Annotated in this window: 14 protein-coding genes and 1 riboswitch; of the genes, 9 read left to right on the forward strand and 5 right to left on the reverse strand. The window is 37.9% G+C overall.

Annotated features, from left to right (window positions below; genetic code table 11):
• Window positions 1-103: 103 nt before the first annotated feature.
• The 8 genes from VK91_RS18740 (at window position 104) to VK91_RS18775 (ending at window position 12,235) form a co-directional block, all read left to right on the forward strand.
• Window positions 104-1,396, forward strand: coding sequence for a globin-coupled sensor protein (locus VK91_RS18740; RefSeq protein ID WP_048394980.1), 1,293 nt, complete (start codon window positions 104-106; stop codon window positions 1,394-1,396).
• 239 nt (window positions 1,397-1,635) lie between these two features.
• On the forward strand, window positions 1,636-3,030 hold the full coding sequence (locus VK91_RS18745) for a protoporphyrinogen oxidase (RefSeq protein WP_048394981.1): 1,395 nt from the start codon (window positions 1,636-1,638) through the stop codon (window positions 3,028-3,030).
• Window positions 3,031-3,129: 99 nt separating this feature from the next.
• A riboswitch (SAM riboswitch) is annotated at window positions 3,130-3,230 on the forward strand.
• Between the two features lie 89 nt (window positions 3,231-3,319).
• Window positions 3,320-5,167 (forward strand): bifunctional homocysteine S-methyltransferase/methylenetetrahydrofolate reductase, encoded by a 1,848-nt coding sequence (locus VK91_RS18750; RefSeq protein ID WP_048394982.1) that lies wholly within the window; start codon window positions 3,320-3,322, stop codon window positions 5,165-5,167.
• Complete coding sequence (gene metH / locus VK91_RS18755) at window positions 5,160-8,591, forward strand: methionine synthase (protein ID WP_048394983.1); 3,432 nt, start codon at window positions 5,160-5,162, stop codon at window positions 8,589-8,591. The genes VK91_RS18750 and metH overlap by 8 nt, the downstream gene beginning before the upstream one ends.
• A 95-nt stretch (window positions 8,592-8,686) precedes the next feature.
• On the forward strand, window positions 8,687-9,187 hold the full coding sequence (locus VK91_RS18760; RefSeq protein WP_048394984.1) for a GNAT family N-acetyltransferase: 501 nt from the start codon (window positions 8,687-8,689) through the stop codon (window positions 9,185-9,187).
• Window positions 9,188-9,296: 109 nt separating this feature from the next.
• Window positions 9,297-10,328 carry a fatty acid desaturase gene (locus VK91_RS18765; RefSeq protein ID WP_048394986.1) on the forward strand — a complete coding sequence of 344 codons (1,032 nt, stop codon included), beginning with the start codon at window positions 9,297-9,299 and terminating at the stop codon, window positions 10,326-10,328.
• Window positions 10,329-10,599: 271 nt separating this feature from the next.
• Window positions 10,600-11,607, forward strand: coding sequence for a sensor histidine kinase (locus VK91_RS18770; protein WP_175400777.1), 1,008 nt, complete (start codon window positions 10,600-10,602; stop codon window positions 11,605-11,607).
• A gap of 16 nt (window positions 11,608-11,623) precedes the next feature.
• Window positions 11,624-12,235 (forward strand): response regulator transcription factor, encoded by a 612-nt coding sequence (locus tag VK91_RS18775; RefSeq protein ID WP_048394990.1) that lies wholly within the window; start codon window positions 11,624-11,626, stop codon window positions 12,233-12,235.
• 45 nt (window positions 12,236-12,280) lie between these two features.
• On the opposite strand, the gene VK91_RS18780 is transcribed toward VK91_RS18775, so the two are convergent.
• The 3 genes from VK91_RS18780 to VK91_RS18790 form a co-directional block, all read right to left on the reverse strand.
• Window positions 12,281-13,255, reverse strand: coding sequence for a proline dehydrogenase family protein (locus VK91_RS18780; RefSeq protein ID WP_048394992.1), 975 nt, complete (start codon window positions 13,253-13,255; stop codon window positions 12,281-12,283).
• A 74-nt stretch (window positions 13,256-13,329) separates the two neighbouring features.
• Window positions 13,330-14,082, reverse strand: a complete 753-nt coding sequence (fetB, locus tag VK91_RS18785; protein WP_048394995.1) for an iron export ABC transporter permease subunit FetB — start codon at window positions 14,080-14,082, stop codon at window positions 13,330-13,332.
• The gene (locus tag VK91_RS18790) at window positions 14,079-14,810 is read right to left on the reverse strand and encodes an ATP-binding cassette domain-containing protein (protein ID WP_048394997.1); all 732 of its coding nucleotides are present in this window, start codon (window positions 14,808-14,810) and stop codon (window positions 14,079-14,081) included. Before VK91_RS18790 ends, fetB begins: the two co-directional genes overlap by 4 nt.
• A 94-nt stretch (window positions 14,811-14,904) precedes the next feature.
• Here VK91_RS18790 and VK91_RS18795 point away from each other — a divergent pair, with 94 nt between their 5' ends.
• On the forward strand, window positions 14,905-15,405 hold the full coding sequence (locus tag VK91_RS18795) for a methylated-DNA--[protein]-cysteine S-methyltransferase (RefSeq protein ID WP_048395000.1): 501 nt from the start codon (window positions 14,905-14,907) through the stop codon (window positions 15,403-15,405).
• Window positions 15,406-15,584: 179 nt separating this feature from the next.
• Here VK91_RS18795 and VK91_RS18800 read toward each other — a convergent pair whose 3' ends face one another.
• Together VK91_RS18800 and VK91_RS18805 are read right to left on the reverse strand one after the other, a co-directional pair.
• Window positions 15,585-16,883 carry an ammonium transporter gene (locus tag VK91_RS18800; RefSeq protein WP_016995351.1) on the reverse strand — a complete coding sequence of 433 codons (1,299 nt, stop codon included), beginning with the start codon at window positions 16,881-16,883 and terminating at the stop codon, window positions 15,585-15,587.
• Between the two features lie 14 nt (window positions 16,884-16,897).
• Window positions 16,898-17,239, reverse strand: a complete 342-nt coding sequence (locus tag VK91_RS18805; RefSeq protein WP_016995352.1) for a P-II family nitrogen regulator — start codon at window positions 17,237-17,239, stop codon at window positions 16,898-16,900.
• Between the last annotated feature and the right edge of the window lie 123 nt (window positions 17,240-17,362).

Here is a 17,362-nt window from a genome sequence, read left to right on the forward strand (position 1 = left end):
ATCAGATTTTATCGGTATTTTTTCGTGTATCCATCAATATGTTAAAAGGGATTTGATGTTTCTCAGCCTGATGAAAGTAAACGGAATGAAAGAGGGAAGATGTGTGATTTTTCAAAAACAAAGAAAGACGAAGGTATTGGATTTACAGCAATACACAGTGAAAATGGATTTGTCCTCTCGTCAATCGATGGCGAAGCAAATTGAAATGCTAAACTTAACGAAGAACGACTTACAATATTTAAAAGCTTTCCAGCCAATAGTTATGGATAATGTAGATCACATCGTAAACCGTTTTTACAACATGATTGGAACAGAGCATCATTTGGTAGATATTATCAGTCATCATAGTTCTGTAGAAAAGCTTAAAGTAACATTACGGCAACATATTATTGAAATGTTTAACGGAACCATTGATGAGATGTATTACCAAAGGCGTGTAAAAATTGCAAAGGTGCATGTCCACATTGGGCTTAGAACACAGTGGTATATCTGCGCATTCCAAGATTTATCGATATCATTTATTGATTTAGTCGAAAAAAATATAGAATTTCCACAAGATCAATTTAATACGATCAGAGCTATATCGAAAATTTGTAATTTTGAGCAACAACTCGTTTTAGAAGCTTTTGAAAACACTGTGGAACAACTGAAAGAAAAAATGGTTCATGAAAAAGAAGCGATTGAACGACAGATTGTAGATTCTTCGGAAGCACTTGCAGCTATCTCGCAGGAAACCAATAATTCATTTTGCTGCTTAAGTAAGCAATCTGACGAAATTAAACATTTGGCAAAAAAATCACTCGATGTGTCTACACTGGCTGAAAACCAAGCACTTGAGGGTCGCGAGCGTTTAAAAAATCAATCACAAAATATGCTCAATATTAGTCATTCTCTTCATGATATAGAAGAAAATATTGAACAATTATCAGGTATGTCTAAGGAAATGGAAACAATTATGAGTGTTGTGACCAATATTGCGAATCAAACGAATCTATTGGCTTTAAATGCTGCAATTGAAGCAGCACGTGCTGGGGAAGCGGGAAAGGGCTTTAGCGTAGTGGCCGATGAAGTACGTAAATTATCAATTCAGACAAAAGAATCTGTTACAGCGGTGGCTTTGTTATTGAAAAAGACAGGTGAACGAACAGAGAAATTAGAGTATTCTTTGACCAACATTCAAGATGAAGTTGCAGCAGGTGAAGAAAATATGTTACAAACTGAAGGCCAATTTACGAGTATATTGGGAGCCATGACAGAAGCAAAAGATCAAAATGAGTGTATGGCAACAAAAATACAAGCAATTGTAGGCATATTAAGTGAATTAGGCACTTCATTTACTGAGGTAACAAATTCAGCTGAAAAATTAGCGAGCTTTGCGCAAAATTTAAAAGGATAGACTACTAACATTTACATTCTATTTTTCATATTTTTAGACGTAATAAACACTATAGTACCTATTTAAATGTTTGTTGTGAAGTTATCGCTATAGAGGATCAATTTTATAGAGATTCAGAAAGTAAGAGCTATTTCACTGATGAAATAGCTCTATTTTTGCTAAATTTGTAAAGGGTTTAACGTAATTTTCAATGAAAAAGGATTATACTGTAGAAAGAATGAATAATAGGGGCGGTTATGATGAAAACAGTTGTTGTTTTAGGCGGCGGTATTACAGGACTATGTACAATGCATTATTTGCAACGTCAAGTGAAGGAACATAATTTAGATGTTCGTCTAGTGCTTATAGAAAAAAATACATATTTAGGAGGCAAATTATATTCAGCACATGAACAAGGTTTCATCATGGAAACGGGTGCTGATTCTATTGTAGCCCGTCATCAAGGCGTTATGGAACTCGTGCAGGAGCTTGATTTTGAGGCGGAATTAGTTTACAACGAAACAGGTATTTCTTATATTTATACGAATAATGAGTTACATGCTATTCCGGCAGATTCAACTTTCGGAATACCGATGAGTGTAGCATCCTTAGAGGAAAGTACACTTATTTCCGAGCAGGGAAAAAAAGAAGCGTTGAAGGATTTAACATTGCCAAACAATGGCTTCACAAAGGAAAGTTCTATCGGTGAATTTTTAACTTACTATTTAGGAGAGGAACTGGTGAAAAACCAAATTGCACCAGTGCTTGCAGGTGTTTATTCTGGAGATTTACATCAGCTTTCTATTGGCTCTACTTTACCGTATTTAATTGATTATAAGAATGATTTTGGAAGTATTATTAAAGGCTTTGATGCGAATCGTGAGCAATTTGTTAAAGCAGCGAACAAAAAATTTATATCCTTTAAAAATGGTTTATCTTCTTTAATTGATCGACTTGAACAAACCTTATCCGATGTAGAAATTATCAAGGGTGTTACTACACTAAATGTTCAAAAACAAGATAAGAACTACACAATTTCCTTAGCTAATGGTGAAATTATTGAGTCAGATTATGTCGTTTTAGCATTACCGAACGATACTGTACAAAATCTGCTACAGGATGAATCTTTAAACCGCTATTTTGACCAATTTACGACAGCGTCAGCGATTACTATCTATTTGGGTTTTGATGTGCCAGACGCTAAATTGCCAGCAGATGGAACGGGCTATATTGTTTCCCATAATTCAGACGTAACTTGTAATGCAGCAACTTGGACTAGTCGTAAATGGAAGCATACATCGAAAGAAAATAAATTACTTGTGCGACTCTTTTATAAGAGCATCAATCCAGCCTATGAGCAACTACGCGCCATGACGGATGAAGAATTAGCAGCAGTTGCTTTAGAAGATGTGAGAAAGAGCCTAGGAATAGAGGAGCAGCCAACCGTTGTGAATGTAACAAAATGGATTGATCAAATGCCTAAATATGATCTAGCGCATCGTGAAGCATTACAAGGATTACTACAAGAATTACATGAGAAATATCCTAATTTATCGATTGCAGGGTGCTCGTATTTTGGCGTAGGTATTGGTGCTTGCATTCAAAACGGGAAAAAAATTGGTGAAGAGCTTGCAAAGGAACTTGCCAATTTCTAAGGTTTTAAGTGGAAAAAAACTTTGTTATGTGAAATAGTCTTGACTCATTCGTCAGTAAACGATATGATTCTTTTAATTATTTAAAAAATTCATACTTAATTCTTATCAAGAGAAGCAGAGGGACTGGCCCATTGAAGCTTCAGCAACCAACTTTATTGTCAGGTGCTAAATCCAGAAGACCGTTGAGTCGAAGATGAGAAGGAACAACAATGATGAATCGTTAAAGCCTTCTTTTTTTATGAAAGAAGGCTTTTTATTATATAGAGACATAGGAAGAGAGGCTAATTTTATGGGATTGCTTGAAAGGTTAAAAACGCATGTATTGACGGCAGACGGTGCAATAGGCACAGTGCTATATGGCTATGGATTGGAGTATTGCCATGAGGAAATGAATGTTCAGAGACCCGAGTTAATTGAAAAGATTCATAGAGAATATATTGCAGCTGGTGCTGACATCATTCAAACGAATACGTACGGTGCAAATGCCATTAAATTAGCTCGCTATGGATTAGAATCACGTGTCCAACAATTTAATGAAGCTGCTATCACCATCGCAAAACGAGCAGCGGCTGATGGCGGTCAATTTGTTTTAGGAACAATTGGTGGTATTCGGGGAATTCGTAAAAGTGATGCAACCTTGGATGAAATATTAGCAACTATTGAAGAACAAGCAAGCGTCTTACTTGCAGGGAATCCAGATGGCCTTTTACTTGAAACTTATTATGATTTTGAAGAATTAACAGCAACCTTAAAGATGCTACGAGAAAAAACAAAATTGCCGATTATTGCACAAGTTTCTATGCATGAGCCCGGTGTTCTACAAAATGGGATGTCTTTAAATAATGCTCTCCATGAGCTTGAAGCCCTAGGTGCTGATATTGTTGGTGTCAATTGTCGACTAGGTCCACACCATACAATTCAGGCATTTGAAGGTGTAGAACTTCCTAATAAGGCATTTATGTCGGCCTATCCAAATGCATCACTTCTGGACTTAGAGGATGGGCGTGTCGTTTATGAATCAGAAGCTGATTATTTTGGTCGAGCGGCTGTTGAATTGCGTGATCAAGGTGTACGTTTAATAGGGGGCTGCTGTGGTACAACACCCAAACATATTGCAGCAGCAAAGAAGTATTTAGAAGAGTTATCACCGGTTCAGGAGAAGCATGCGAAGCCTAAAAAGATTGAGATTGTTCGGGAAGCGGAGCCAACAAAGTATGAGCCTCTTCATGAAAAGGTTAAACGTGAACGCTCTGTCATAGTAGAGTTGGATACGCCTAGACATTTAGAGATTGATGGGTTCCTTGAAGGAGCAAAGCAATTATATGATGCAGGTGCAGATGTAGTTATGATGGCAGACAATTCATTGGCCTCTCCACGTATTAGCAATATTGCAATGGGCGCATTGTTGAAGAGCTCACATGGTGTACGCCCACTAACTCATATTACATGTCGAGACCGTAATTTAATTGGTCTACAATCTCATTTAATGGGGTTAAATGCTTTAGGTATTCATGATGTGTTGGCCGTTACGGGTGATCCAACAAAAGTAGGAGATTTCCCAGGTGCGACAAGTGTTTATGATGTATCTTCCATGGAGCTAATCCAATTAATTAAGCAATTAAATGAAGGGGTCTCTTTCTCAGGTAAGCCACTTCGTAAAAAAGCAAATTTTTCAGTTGCTGCTGCATTTAATCCAAACGTCCGTGTGTTAGATCGTGCTGTGACACGCTTGGAGAAGAAAATTGAGCATGGGGCAGACTACTTCATTTCTCAACCAGTATATACGAAAGAGAAAATTGTAGAGATTTATGAGGCAACAAAGCATTTACAAGCTCCAATTTACATCGGTATTATGCCTGTTACGAGTTATAAAAGTGCTGAATTTTTACATCATGAAGTGCCAGGTATCAAATTATCTGAAGATGCCTTAACAAGAATGAAAGCATGTGGAGAAGATAAAGAAAAGGCAACCTTGGAAGGGATTGCTATTGCCAAAGAATTAGTAGAAGTGGCTACGCAATATTTCAATGGGATTTACCTTATTACACCATTTTTACGTTACGACGTGACACTAGAGTTGATGAAATATATAGAGCAATTGGATGAACAGAAAAAAGGAGTAAGTATACATGGCTAAGCACTCGATTGAAGAGCAACTAGAGAAACGTATTTTAATTCTTGATGGCGCAATGGGAACAATGCTACAAAATGAAAATTTATCAGCAGAGGATTTTGGTGGCGAGGAACTTGATGGCTGTAATGAAAATCTTGTGCTTACTAGACCAGATGTTATTGAAAAAATTCACCATAAATACTTAGAGGCAGGCGCAGATATTATTTGTACAAATACATTTGGTGGGACGCCTCTTGTGTTAAATGAATATGATCTTGGCACAAAAGCAGAAGTAATTAATAAGCGTGCAGTGGAAATTGCTCGCCAAGCAGTGGATCGTTATTCCACATCAGATTGGCCACGTTTTGTTGCAGGGGCTATGGGGCCAACAACAAAAACGTTATCAGTAACAGGTGGTATTACATTTGAAGAGCTAGAGGAAAATTTTTATGTACAGGCAAAAGCATTAATTGAGGCAGGAGCCGACGTTTTGTTATTAGAAACAAGTCAGGATATGCTCAATGTCAAAGCAGGCACACTTGGCGTAAAGCGCGCTTTTGCATCAACGGGAAAAGAGCTACCTGTCATGATTTCAGGAACAATAGAACCGATGGGTACAACGCTTGCAGGGCAAACAATTGATGCCTTTTATATTTCGATCGAGCATATTAAACCATTATCAGTTGGCCTAAACTGTGCGACGGGACCTGAGTTTATGACGGATCACATTCGTTCATTAGCAGAGCTTTCAACAGGCTATATTAGCTGTTACCCAAATGCTGGCTTACCAGATGAAGAAGGGTGTTATCACGAATCACCAGAATCGCTATCACAAAAATTAAAAGGCTTTGCAGAAAAGGGTTGGCTTAATATTGTAGGTGGATGTTGTGGGACGACACCCGCTCATATTGCAGCCATTCGTGAGATCTTAAAAGATGAAAAACCTCGTCAATTACCAGAAAAAACACATGGTCATGCGGTATCAGGAATTGAACCGTTATTGTATGACGATTCTATGCGTCCGTTATTTATTGGGGAGAGAACAAATGTAATCGGCTCTCGTAAATTTAAGAATTTAATCATTGACGGGAAATTTGAGGAGGCCGCAGAGATTGCACGTGCTCAAGTCAAAAATGGTGCACATGTTATTGATATTTGTTTAGCCAACCCTGATCGCGATGAATTAGCCGATATGCGTGGATTTATGCAGGAGGTTGTAAAAAAGGTTAAGGTGCCTCTTGTGATTGACTCAACTGATGAAAAAGTAATTGAGGAAGCATTAAAGTTTTCACAAGGGAAAGCCATCATTAACTCTATTAATTTAGAGGATGGTGAAGAACGATTTGATGCAGTATTACCACTCGTGAAAAAATATGGTGCATCATTAGTTGTTGGAACGATAGATGAAAAGGGGATGGCGGTTGACCGTCATCGAAAGCTCGAAATTGCCGAGCGCTCCTATCAACTTTTAACGGAAAAATGGGGGATTGCACCAGAGGATATCATTTTCGACCCATTAATGTTCCCTGTAGGAACTGGGGATGAGCAGTATATTGGTTCAGCGCTAGAAACGATTGAAGGCATTCGTCTCATCAAAGAAAAATTGCCGCAGACATTGACTGTACTTGGCGTAAGTAATATCTCATTTGGCTTACCACCTGTTGGTCGTGAAGTACTGAATGCTGTTTATCTCTATCATTGTACACAGGCGGGCTTAGATTATGCCATTGTTAATACAGAGAAATTGGAGCGTTATGCATCCATCCCTGAAGAGGAAATCAAACTCGCAAATGACCTGCTCTTTAATACAAATGATGAAACATTAGCAGTGTTTACAGATTTTTATCGAGATAAAAAGAAGGAAAAAACGGAAGCTGATATTCCAAAAACGGTTGAAGGTCGTTTAGCTTACTATATATTAGAAGGTACAAAAGAAGGGCTAATTGAGGATTTAGACGCTGCACGAGAAATCTTCGAGGCGCCACTTGATATAATTAATGGTCCTTTAATGGAGGGCATGGCTGAGGTAGGTCGATTATTTAATGATAATCAACTCATTGTAGCAGAGGTTTTACAATCAGCAGGTGTGATGAAGGCCGCAGTTGCTCATTTAGAGCAATTCATGGAGAAGGATGAAGAGAGTGCTGGAAAAGGGAAAATGGTACTTGCTACAGTAAAAGGTGATGTTCACGATATTGGGAAAAACCTTGTTGATATTATATTAAGTAATAATGGCTATAAGGTAGTCGATTTGGGCATTAAAGTAACTCCTGCCCAATTGATTGAAGCGATTCGTAAGGAAAAACCTGATTTTATTGGGCTGTCAGGTTTACTCGTGAAATCAGCGCAACAGATGGTTATTACTGCTCAGGATTTTAAAGAGGCGGGAATTGATGTTCCTATTTTAGTTGGTGGTGCTGCACTTTCACGTCGTTTTACTGAAACAAAAATTGCAGATGAATATGGTGGTCCTGTTATTTATGCAAAGGATGCTATGCAAGGCTTAGAGCAAGCGAATCTATTAATGGGTGAAGGGACACGTGAAAATTTCTTAGCAGAAATTGAAGAATCCCGTCAAAAACGTTTAGCGGCCGATGAAAAACGAGCTGCTCGTCCGGCAAAAGAGGTAACAATAAAGCCTGCACGAACAGTAAAAGGAGCGCCAGTATTTTTACCAGCTGATTTACGACGTCATGTGAAAAAAGACTATTCTGTATCTCATTTATATCCTTATGTTAATATGCGTACATTACTAGGACACCATTTAGGCTTGAAAGGGCAAGTCCAGCAATTGCTTGATGCGGGCGATTCAAGAGCAACAGAGCTCAAGGATTTAGTAGATGATTATTTAAAAAGTGATCTATTAAAGCCATCAGGTTTGTATCAATTTTTCCCGGCTCAAGCAGATGGTGATGATGTCGTTGTGTATGATCCTGCCGATAGTAAGACAGAAATTGAACGTTTTACCTTCCCTCGTCAGCAGGTTGAACCATTTTTATGTCTTGCAGATTTCTTAAAAACGGTAGAGAGCGGTGAAATGGACTATATTGCACTCATGGTTGTAACAGCAGGGCAAGGAGTTATGGCTAAAGCACGCCAGTTAAAAGAGGCTGGGAAATTTCTTGAAAGTCATGCCTTGCAATCGACTGCTTTAGAATTAGCAGAGGGCTTTGCTGAACGTATGCATCAGGAAATTCGTGACCAATGGGGCTTCCCTGATGCAACAGATTTCACTATGAGAGATCGTTTTGCTGCAAAATATCAAGGTCAACGCTTTTCATTCGGATATCCTGCATGTCCTAACTTGGAGGATCAAGAGAAACTATTCGGCCTATTAAAACCTGAGGATATTGGTGTCCATCTTACAGAAGGCTTTATGATGGAGCCTGAAGCATCTGTATCTGCAATCGTTTTTGCTCATCCTGATGCTCGCTACTTCAATGTTTAAGGCATAAAATAAGAGGAGATAGATAGTCTATTCAATGACCGTCTATCTCTGTTTCTTTATAGAAGAAAACAATTTGGTTAAGGGAAGTGAGCAGAATGATACGATTCATGGAAGAAAGAGATATTCCCGAGGTTTTGGTTATCTATAATGATATTATTTTAACAAGCAAGGCTGTCTATCGATACGAAATACAAACTTTAGATGAAAAAGTACAGTGGTTTAGGGAGCAACAAGCATTAGATAATCCTTTACTTGTATTTGAGGATAATGGGCTTGTCGCTGGCTTTGCTACCTATAGTCAATTCCGTCCTTACCCAGGTTATAAATATACAATGGAGCACTCTGTCTATGTGCATAAAGAACATTATCAAAAAGGGATTGCGACAAAGCTCATGAACAAGCTGATAGCGATCGCTGAAGAAAATGGTGTCAAAACGCTTGTTGCTGGTATTGATGGAGAAAACATTGGTAGTATTAAAGCACATGAAAAATTAGGCTTTGAATATGCAGGAACCATTAAAAATGCAGGCTATAAATTTGAACAATGGCTAGACCTTGTGTTCTATCAACTTCATTTGACTGGACCGAAATCATAAAAGGATATGACAAATGTCATATCCTTTTTGTGATGTTTGCGTCTGTTACTGACTTGTATTCTTGTTTTATGATGAGGTCATAAGAAAAAAAGAAACGAGGGAGTAAAAGATGGCAACTATTAAAGAAAAAACAAAAAAGTTACGCCAAGATGTAGCGCCATTTGCCAAATCAGATACGCGTAAAAGTGTTTTTCAGATTATAAATACAATTGTACCGTTAATTGCATTATGGGTGGCTGGTTACTTGTTAGTGGATGTATCACCTTGGCTAACAGTCGGCTTAAGTGCTATTTCAGCAGGTTTTGTCGTACGAACTTTTATTATTTTTCATGATTGTACACACGGCTCATTTTTCAAAAGTAAAAAGGCAAACGACTGGGTTGGATTTTTTACTGGGGTGCTAACATCATTCCCTTATGAAAAATGGAAACGTGAACATACAATTCACCATGCAACAAGCTCAAACTTAGACAAGCGTGGTATCGGTGATATTGATATGATGACAGTTGAAGAATATATGCAAGCCTCAAAAGGGCAACGTCTATGGTACCGCTTCTATCGTAATCCATTTGTGATGTTTGGATTAGGCCCACTTTATATGGTTCTTGTCTTAAATCGTTTTAATCGTAAGGATGCGAAGAAGAAGGAACGTCTCAATACAATTTTAACGAATATTGTCATTGTAGGAATTTGTGCCGCTTTAATTTTCTTCATGGGCTGGCAAGCGTTTTTATTAGTGCAAGGCGTTACTTTATTTATTGCAGGTTCTTTAGGAATTTGGTTATTTTATATCCAGCACACGTATGAAGATTCTTATTTTGAACACGATTCAGAGTGGGATTATGTGAAAGCTGCAGTTGAAGGAAGCTCCTATTATAAATTGCCAAAACTTTTACAATGGGTAACAGGGAATATTGGTTTCCATCATGTTCATCACTTAGCTCCTCGTGTACCTAATTATAATCTTGAAAAGGCACACAATGAGACACCGCCATTACACATGGCAACAACGATTACTTTACGTACGAGTTTAGAATCACTACGTTACAAGTTATATGATGAAGATCAAGGTAAATTTGTGACGTTTAAAGAAGTAAATGAAATTATAAAACGTAAAGAAAGAGGCAGTATTGCCGCTTAGTTGATAACAGCCATCTCTGCAAGAGAGATGGCTGTTTTATGTAAAGAGAAGAATATGGGTCAAAGCATGTACAGGCATAAATTTAATTTTCTTGTTATAATAAGGGAAAAGTAGGAAAGAGCGTGAGATTATGTTGAGGAAATGGCATAGTATTATTCCGAATAGTCCGATGCTCAGTGTATATTTGTGGATAATTTTTTGTTTCCTACCGTTTTTCTTCATTTTTAGGAAATCTTCTTACATCGAAATTTCGATAGGCATTACATTTTTAATGCTCTATTTTATCTTCTATCGATTTGCCATGAATTCGAAAAGCGGTTTAGTTTACATGTGGATTAGCTTTGAAATGGTCATAAACATTATTATGACCATCTTGTATGGCTATGTCTATTTGTCCATTTTTACAGCATTTTTTATTGGCAATATCCGAAGACCCGTCGGCTTTTATATTATGTATGGTCTACATATTGGATTTACAGTTATTTCAACTGGCGCTGGATTCTTTGTAGAGCTCAACCTATTTTTATCGCAGTTGCCTTTCGTTGTATTAACAATTTTAGCTGTCGTCCTTTTACCGCTAACGCTTTATTCCAAAAATAAACGTGAAAATTTAGAGGGACAGTTAGAAACAGCCAATGAACGTATTGCTGAGTTAATTGTTTTTGAAGAACGACAAAGAATAGCTCGAGATTTGCATGATACATTAGGGCAAAAATTGTCCATGATTGGTTTGAAGAGTGATCTAGCTTCTAGGCTGATTGAACGAAATCCCCAGCAGGCCTTGATTGAGATTAAGGATATACGCCAGACGGCTAGTATTGCTTTAAAAGAGGTTCGGGAATTAGTTTCAGATATGCGCACGGCAAAATTTGAAGATGAGATCATGCGTATTTCACAAATACTAAAGGCAGCTGAAATGGAGTTTGTCTTTGAGGGGGATAAAAACGCACTGCAAGTTCCACCACTTGTAGAGAATGTTTTATCTATGTGCTTAAAAGAGGCGGTTAATAATGTTGTCAAACATAGTGGAGCAACGAAATGTGAAATTGCTTTCCATCAAAATTTTAAAGAAGTTTACTTAGTAGTGCGAGATAACGGACAGGGCATTACGAAAAAACAAGCCTGGAGAACTGGTAATGGATTGAAAGGAATGCGGGAACGTTTAGAGTTTATTAATGGGTCCTTCAAAATTGAAAGTGTTGAGGGCACCACATTAACGGTAACTATCCCAGTAGCTATTACGCATCAGAATGTCAAAGACAATCTGAAGAATATATAGAAAAGAGGATTGTGACATGATACGAATTGTGATTGCTGAAGATCAGGGGATGCTATTAGGCGCGCTTCGCTCTTTACTTAGTATGGAGGAGGATATGGAGGTTGTTGGCTTAGCAAAAAATGGTGAGGAAGCATTGATGCTTGTGGAAGAGCATCAGCCTGATATTTGTATTATGGATATTGAAATGCCAGTGAAAACGGGACTAGATGCAGCAGAAGAAATGCATAGCACTGGCTCAGGTTGTAAAGTCATTATTTTAACTACATTTGCTAGACCTGGTTATTTCGAACGTGCTAGAAAAGCGAGTGTCAGAGGCTATTTATTAAAGGATAGCCCTATAGAGGAGTTAGTGAGCGCAATCCGTACAATCATGGACGGTAAACGCATTTATGCGCCAGAGCTCGTTGATTTTGTCTATGAAGATGATAGTGAAAATCCTTTAACGGAGCGAGAGAGTCAAGTTCTGACACTTGTAGCAGAGGGCAAGACGACAAAGGAAATTGCTGCTGAGCTGTTTTTGTCTGCTGGCACAGTTCGTAACTATATTTCGACGATTTTAGAAAAACTAAACGTCGGCAATCGAATTGAGGCCATTGCACGCTTTAAAGAAAAAGGATGGAATAAATAAAATGAGAACCTTTTCGCATCATAAGCGAAAAGGTTCTCTTTTTTTTTACTTATTACGTTTAGTTAAACGGCCAAGAACGAATGCACCTGCTGCTACTGCAAGAACAGTATTCGTTTTTTTCGTAAATACTTGTTTTGTGACAAGATTAAGGTTTTGAGGACGCTCAGCTAAACGGCGCATGAAATAGCCGTACCAATCTTCACCGAATGGAACGTACACACAGAAGTTATAGCCCTCTTTTGCAAGTTCTTTTTGCATATCTGTACGGAAACCATATAGCATTTGGAATTCAAATTTATCAAGCGGAATATTATGATCAGCTACAAAGCGTTTTACGTGCGCAATAATATTGTGATCGTGAGTTGCGATTGATGTAAATTTACCATTTAGTAGGTGATATTCAATCAACTCAATAAAGTTTAAATCAATATCTAATTTATCTTGATAGGCTACTTCAACTGGCTCTTTATAAGCACCTTTTACGATACGTAAACGGTAGTCCTTAAATTTTTCAATATCATCTTTTGCACGGTAAAAGTATGATTGGATGACTGTACCAACATTATTAAATGTTTTCGATAATTCTTCCACCATATCGAAGGAAGTTTGTAGACGTCCATAGTCTTCCATATCAAAGTTAACAAAGATATCGTATGAAGCGGCTTTTTCTACAATCTCATACAGATTGTCATAACAAAAATCAACATCAATATCTAAGCCTAATTGAGATGGCTTTAATGAAATATGTGCCGCTACACCATTTTCGTGAATAGCTTCGATCACAGTAAGGATTTTTTCTTTAGCAGCAGTCGCTTCTTCTTTACTTGAAACAAATTCACCTAGGTTATCTACTGTACAAGAAATATTATGTGCATTTAGTTCTTTGATGCTTGCAATTGTTTCTTCGATATTTGTACCAGCTACTACACTTTGTGCTCCTAATTTTAGGCCATATTTCTTTGCAGCACTATTTAATAGTTGGTTCTCAGATAAGTGGATGAAAAAATCGCGTAATAACATGGTCATTCTCCTAACTGCATTTTCTTTTTAGTATAACATAAATTTTTTAAACTATATTACATTCAGCCTAACAATTATTTCATTTCGAGTAATTGCATACGTTCATTAAATAGTGCAGGATAACTTAAAAAGCCAATCATAACGCTGGATAATGTTGCAGTAGTTAAGAGAGCAAAGATAATTAAAAGTTGAAATTGGACTGCATGAATAGGGTCGGCTCCCCCAATAATTTGACCACTCATCATACCTGGTAACTGTACTAGCCCGATTGTTTTTTGACTCTCAATCGTAGGAATCATACTAGCTTTTATGGCATTAATTAATTGGCGATGAATAGCCTGTTTTGGTGTGCCACCCAGGGATAGTATTAGTTCCATTTGATCCTTATGGTTAATAATTTCAGCTGTAAAACGATTTAAGAATAAAATGGATAGCACCATGGAATTACCAATTAGCATCCCGCTAATGGGAATGATATACTGAGCGGTTGCTGGAACAATATGAAAGCCTAGCAAAACACCTTGTGTAATTATTTCTATCATGACAAGAGTCAGTGCTATCTTCCAGGTGATTCCTTTAATACCTGCTCCTTTTTTTCGTGCATTTAACGTGGCTACGATAATCATTAGTGCTACCATCAGGAAAATATAGCTATAACTATTTGCATCAAACACAAACTTTAATATATAGCCGACAGCAAGCAATTGAATGATGGAGCGTAATGTTGCAATAAGCGTATCTTTTTCAAGGTCTAATTTTAATATTTTGGATAATAGTAAAGGGATACAAACAAAAATTAATGTCAGTGATAAGGCTGTATATGTCATTTGTTTACCCCCTGTACAAACTCGGCAACACGTGGATTTGTTGGTGCATCGAGTAATGAACTTTTACCAGTTTCAACGAGCTCCCCATTCATCATAACCCATGTATAGTGACCAATCGTTAGCGCTTGTTGCAAATTATGGGTAATCCAAATAATGGTAACATTGTATTTTTTGTTAATGGTGACAATCAATTTTTCAATATCCTGTACGGATTGACGATCCAAGGCAGACGTTATTTCGTCTAATAATAAAATAGAGGATTTATTGATAAGTGTTCGAGCGATGGATACCTTTTGACGTTGTCCGCCTGATAGATCATTTGTAGATTGATGCAGGAAGCTTTCGTTTAACCCAACGTCCTCTAAATATTGAATAGCCTCCTGCTGCAAAAGTTTTTGTCCTTGCAGTGTACGGGGAAGTGCAAGATTCTCTAACACTGTACCTGCTATCATAGGAGCTGCCTGTAAAGCAATACCAACATGCCTTCTTAAAGCTGTTGGATCATATGTAGAAATAGGTTGATTATCGACGAGTATATGCCCATTTGATGGTGAGAGAAGGCCATTACATAATTTAAGTAATGTTGTTTTACCAGCGCCAGAGGGGCCAACGAGAGTGGTGATTTGCCCTTTCGGAAATGACCCAGTAATTGACTTTAATATCATTTTGTCATTTACTGAAAAATGAACTTGTTGAAAGTGAATGGCAGGTTCATATAACATATTCATCTATTGAAACTCCTTTACTTTAGTCAGTAAAATAACTTTAGCATGAAATGACTGGAAGATGGTGTTGAAATAAAAGAAAGAAGGGGATTTGGGAATGGAAATATTGTATTTCGATACATTAACATATGCACAAGGCGATATGTATGTTGTGGCTTCAGACAAAGGACTTGTTTATATAGGTACACCAAATGCAGCATTCGATGAAGTAAAGGAGTGGGCTATAAAACCATTTAAAGGATATTGTTTTGAAGAGAATTCAGAAAAGTTGCTCCCATATAAAGAGCAATTAACAGCCTATTTTAAGAAGGAACTTATTGAATTTAATCTTCCAATCCATGTGAAAGGGACAGCATTTCAATTAGCAGTGTGGGATGCATTAAAAGAATTACCCTATGGTACAACAACAACTTATGGAAATATTGCTCAACGCATTGGTAATCCCAAAGCGGTTCGAGCGGTGGGGACTGCTATTGGAGCAAACCCAATCCTGGCAATTATTCCATGTCATCGGGTTATTGGCAAAAATGGTCAATTAACAGGCTTCAGAAGCGGCTTAGCTATGAAACAATTTTTACTTGAGTTAGAGAAGGAATAGAACGAGTGAAGCGGTAAATGTTAGTCTCTTGCGAAATAATGGAAAGAGCGCTTTTTCTATGGATTGGATCACTTCAAACAAAGTAACCTTCTTTCTCTGTAAACGAACAGTTTCACATGTAGGAGTGCACCAAAAGAAATCTGCCCCATTATCCAAAGATAAAGGAGCAGATGAACTAGCTATACATGTTGTTCTTCTTGAACATTGTTCTGCGTTTTACCGAAATGTGTTAAACGATGAGCGAAGGTTTCGCCTCGTACAGCGGAGCTTTTGAAAATATCTTGGTATTCGTAGGCAGGCGTTCCGTGTTCCATTACATCTAATCCAGCAATTTCTTCTTCAGCTGTTACTCGTAATGGGACAAATGCTTTGATGATCAATAAACCTGCAGCTACAGATACACTAACCCAAGCAATAGTTGCAATAACGCCGATTGCTTGAATACCTAATAGACCAAAACCCCCACCATAAAATAAGCCTTGCCCACCAATATCAAAGAGGCCAACTGCCAGTGTTCCCCAAATACCACAAATACCATGAACAGCAATTGCTCCAACAGGATCATCAACTTTTAGCTTCCACTCTAGGAAGCGTACACCTTCCACAAGTAAAGGGGCAGCAATTAAACCAATGATAAGTGAGCCAAAAATGCTGACATTCGCTGCACCAGCAGTAATCCCTACAAGCCCAGCTAATGCACCATTTAATGTAAGAGAGCCATCGATATGTCCGTATCGAAATTTTGTATAGAAAGCAGTGGCAACGACACCAGCTGCAGCTGCAAAAAACGTATTAGCAATAACACTAGGAACTAGCTCTGGATCAGCTGCTAATGTAGAAGCGCCATTGAAGCCGAACCAACCAAACCAAAGTAAAAATACGCCTAATGCACCTAATGGAATGCTGTGTCCTGTAATAACATTTACTCGACCATTTTCATATTTGCCTAGTCGAGGTCCAACCATAACTGCTGCGACAAATGCTGCAACAGCCCCTGTTAAGTGGACAACTGTCGAGCCAGCAAAATCAACAAAACCTAAATCTGTTAACCAACCTTGACCACTCCAAACCCAGTGGCCTACTACAGGATAAACAACTAAAGACATAAGTATAATAACTCCAACATAAGCGAAAATATTAGTACGTTCTGCAACAGCCCCCGATAAAATAGTTGCTCCAGTTGCAGCAAACATCGTTTGGAAGATAAAGAAAGAAAGATCATCTACTCCTTTTAAAGCAAAGCCACTTGTGCCGAAAATGCCACCTACTGAGTCTCCGAACATAATGGCATAGCCACATAAAAAATAGACGATCCCACCAAGAGAAATGGTAAGAAAATTCTTCATGATGATATTGACTGCATTTTTTGAGCGTGTAAATCCAGCCTCAACCATAGCAAAACCTGCATGCATAAAGAATACTAAAATAGTGCCAAGCATCACCCAAATTAAATTAACAGATAATAGTACCTCATCCATCTATATCGCCCCCTTTATTCTACTGCAATCGATCCGACTTCTTTTGTTCGGATACGAATTGCTTGTTCTACTGGATAAATGAAAATCTTCCCGTCCCCAACTTTACCGGTTGCTGCTTCACGCAATAAAATCTCTACAATGGCATCAACTTTGCCATCGTCTACAATCATTTCTAATTTTAATTTAGGTAAAAATTCAATTTCATACGTATTGCCGCGGAAGAGTCCTGTTCGACCTAGCTGACGACCACAACCAGCGATTTCAGAAACGCTTAACCCTGCAATTCCTTCCTGTGCAAGACCATCCCGAACAGCTCCAAAAACTTCAGGACGAATGATTGCTTCAATTTTTTTCATGAGTACCAGCTCCTTGCGTAAATTTAATTTACATGTTAAAACGGTATTAAAAACAGTGCAATTGTTTTTTTGAATTCTATGTAAGGTTAGTTTACACAGAATATTTCTAGTCTCGAAGTATTT

The organism is Lysinibacillus sp. LK3 (assembly GCF_001043675.1).
Classification (GTDB): Bacteria; Bacillota; Bacilli; order Bacillales_A; family Planococcaceae; genus Lysinibacillus; species Lysinibacillus capsici.

Excerpts from the sequence above, each read along its gene's own strand:
- VK91_RS18765 (WP_048394986.1), top strand. The coding sequence starts at position 9,297 with ATGGCAACTATTAAAGAAAAAACAAAAAAGTTACGCCAAGATGTAGCG.
- VK91_RS18805 (WP_016995352.1), bottom strand. The coding sequence starts at position 17,239 with ATGAAAAAAATTGAAGCAATCATTCGTCCTGAAGTTTTTGGAGCTGTT.
- VK91_RS18770 (WP_175400777.1), top strand. The coding sequence starts at position 10,600 with ATGCTCTATTTTATCTTCTATCGATTTGCCATGAATTCGAAAAGCGGT.
- fetB (WP_048394995.1), bottom strand. The coding sequence starts at position 14,082 with ATGACATATACAGCCTTATCACTGACATTAATTTTTGTTTGTATCCCT.
- VK91_RS18800 (WP_016995351.1), bottom strand. The coding sequence starts at position 16,883 with ATGGATGAGGTACTATTATCTGTTAATTTAATTTGGGTGATGCTTGGC.
- VK91_RS18790 (WP_048394997.1), bottom strand. The coding sequence starts at position 14,810 with ATGAATATGTTATATGAACCTGCCATTCACTTTCAACAAGTTCATTTT.
- VK91_RS18795 (WP_048395000.1), top strand. The coding sequence starts at position 14,905 with ATGGAAATATTGTATTTCGATACATTAACATATGCACAAGGCGATATG.
- VK91_RS18775 (WP_048394990.1), top strand. The coding sequence starts at position 11,624 with ATGATACGAATTGTGATTGCTGAAGATCAGGGGATGCTATTAGGCGCG.
- metH (WP_048394983.1), top strand. The coding sequence starts at position 5,160 with ATGGCTAAGCACTCGATTGAAGAGCAACTAGAGAAACGTATTTTAATT.
- VK91_RS18745 (WP_048394981.1), top strand. The coding sequence starts at position 1,636 with ATGAAAACAGTTGTTGTTTTAGGCGGCGGTATTACAGGACTATGTACA.
- VK91_RS18750 (WP_048394982.1), top strand. The coding sequence starts at position 3,320 with ATGGGATTGCTTGAAAGGTTAAAAACGCATGTATTGACGGCAGACGGT.
- VK91_RS18760 (WP_048394984.1), top strand. The coding sequence starts at position 8,687 with ATGATACGATTCATGGAAGAAAGAGATATTCCCGAGGTTTTGGTTATC.
- VK91_RS18780 (WP_048394992.1), bottom strand. The coding sequence starts at position 13,255 with ATGTTATTACGCGATTTTTTCATCCACTTATCTGAGAACCAACTATTA.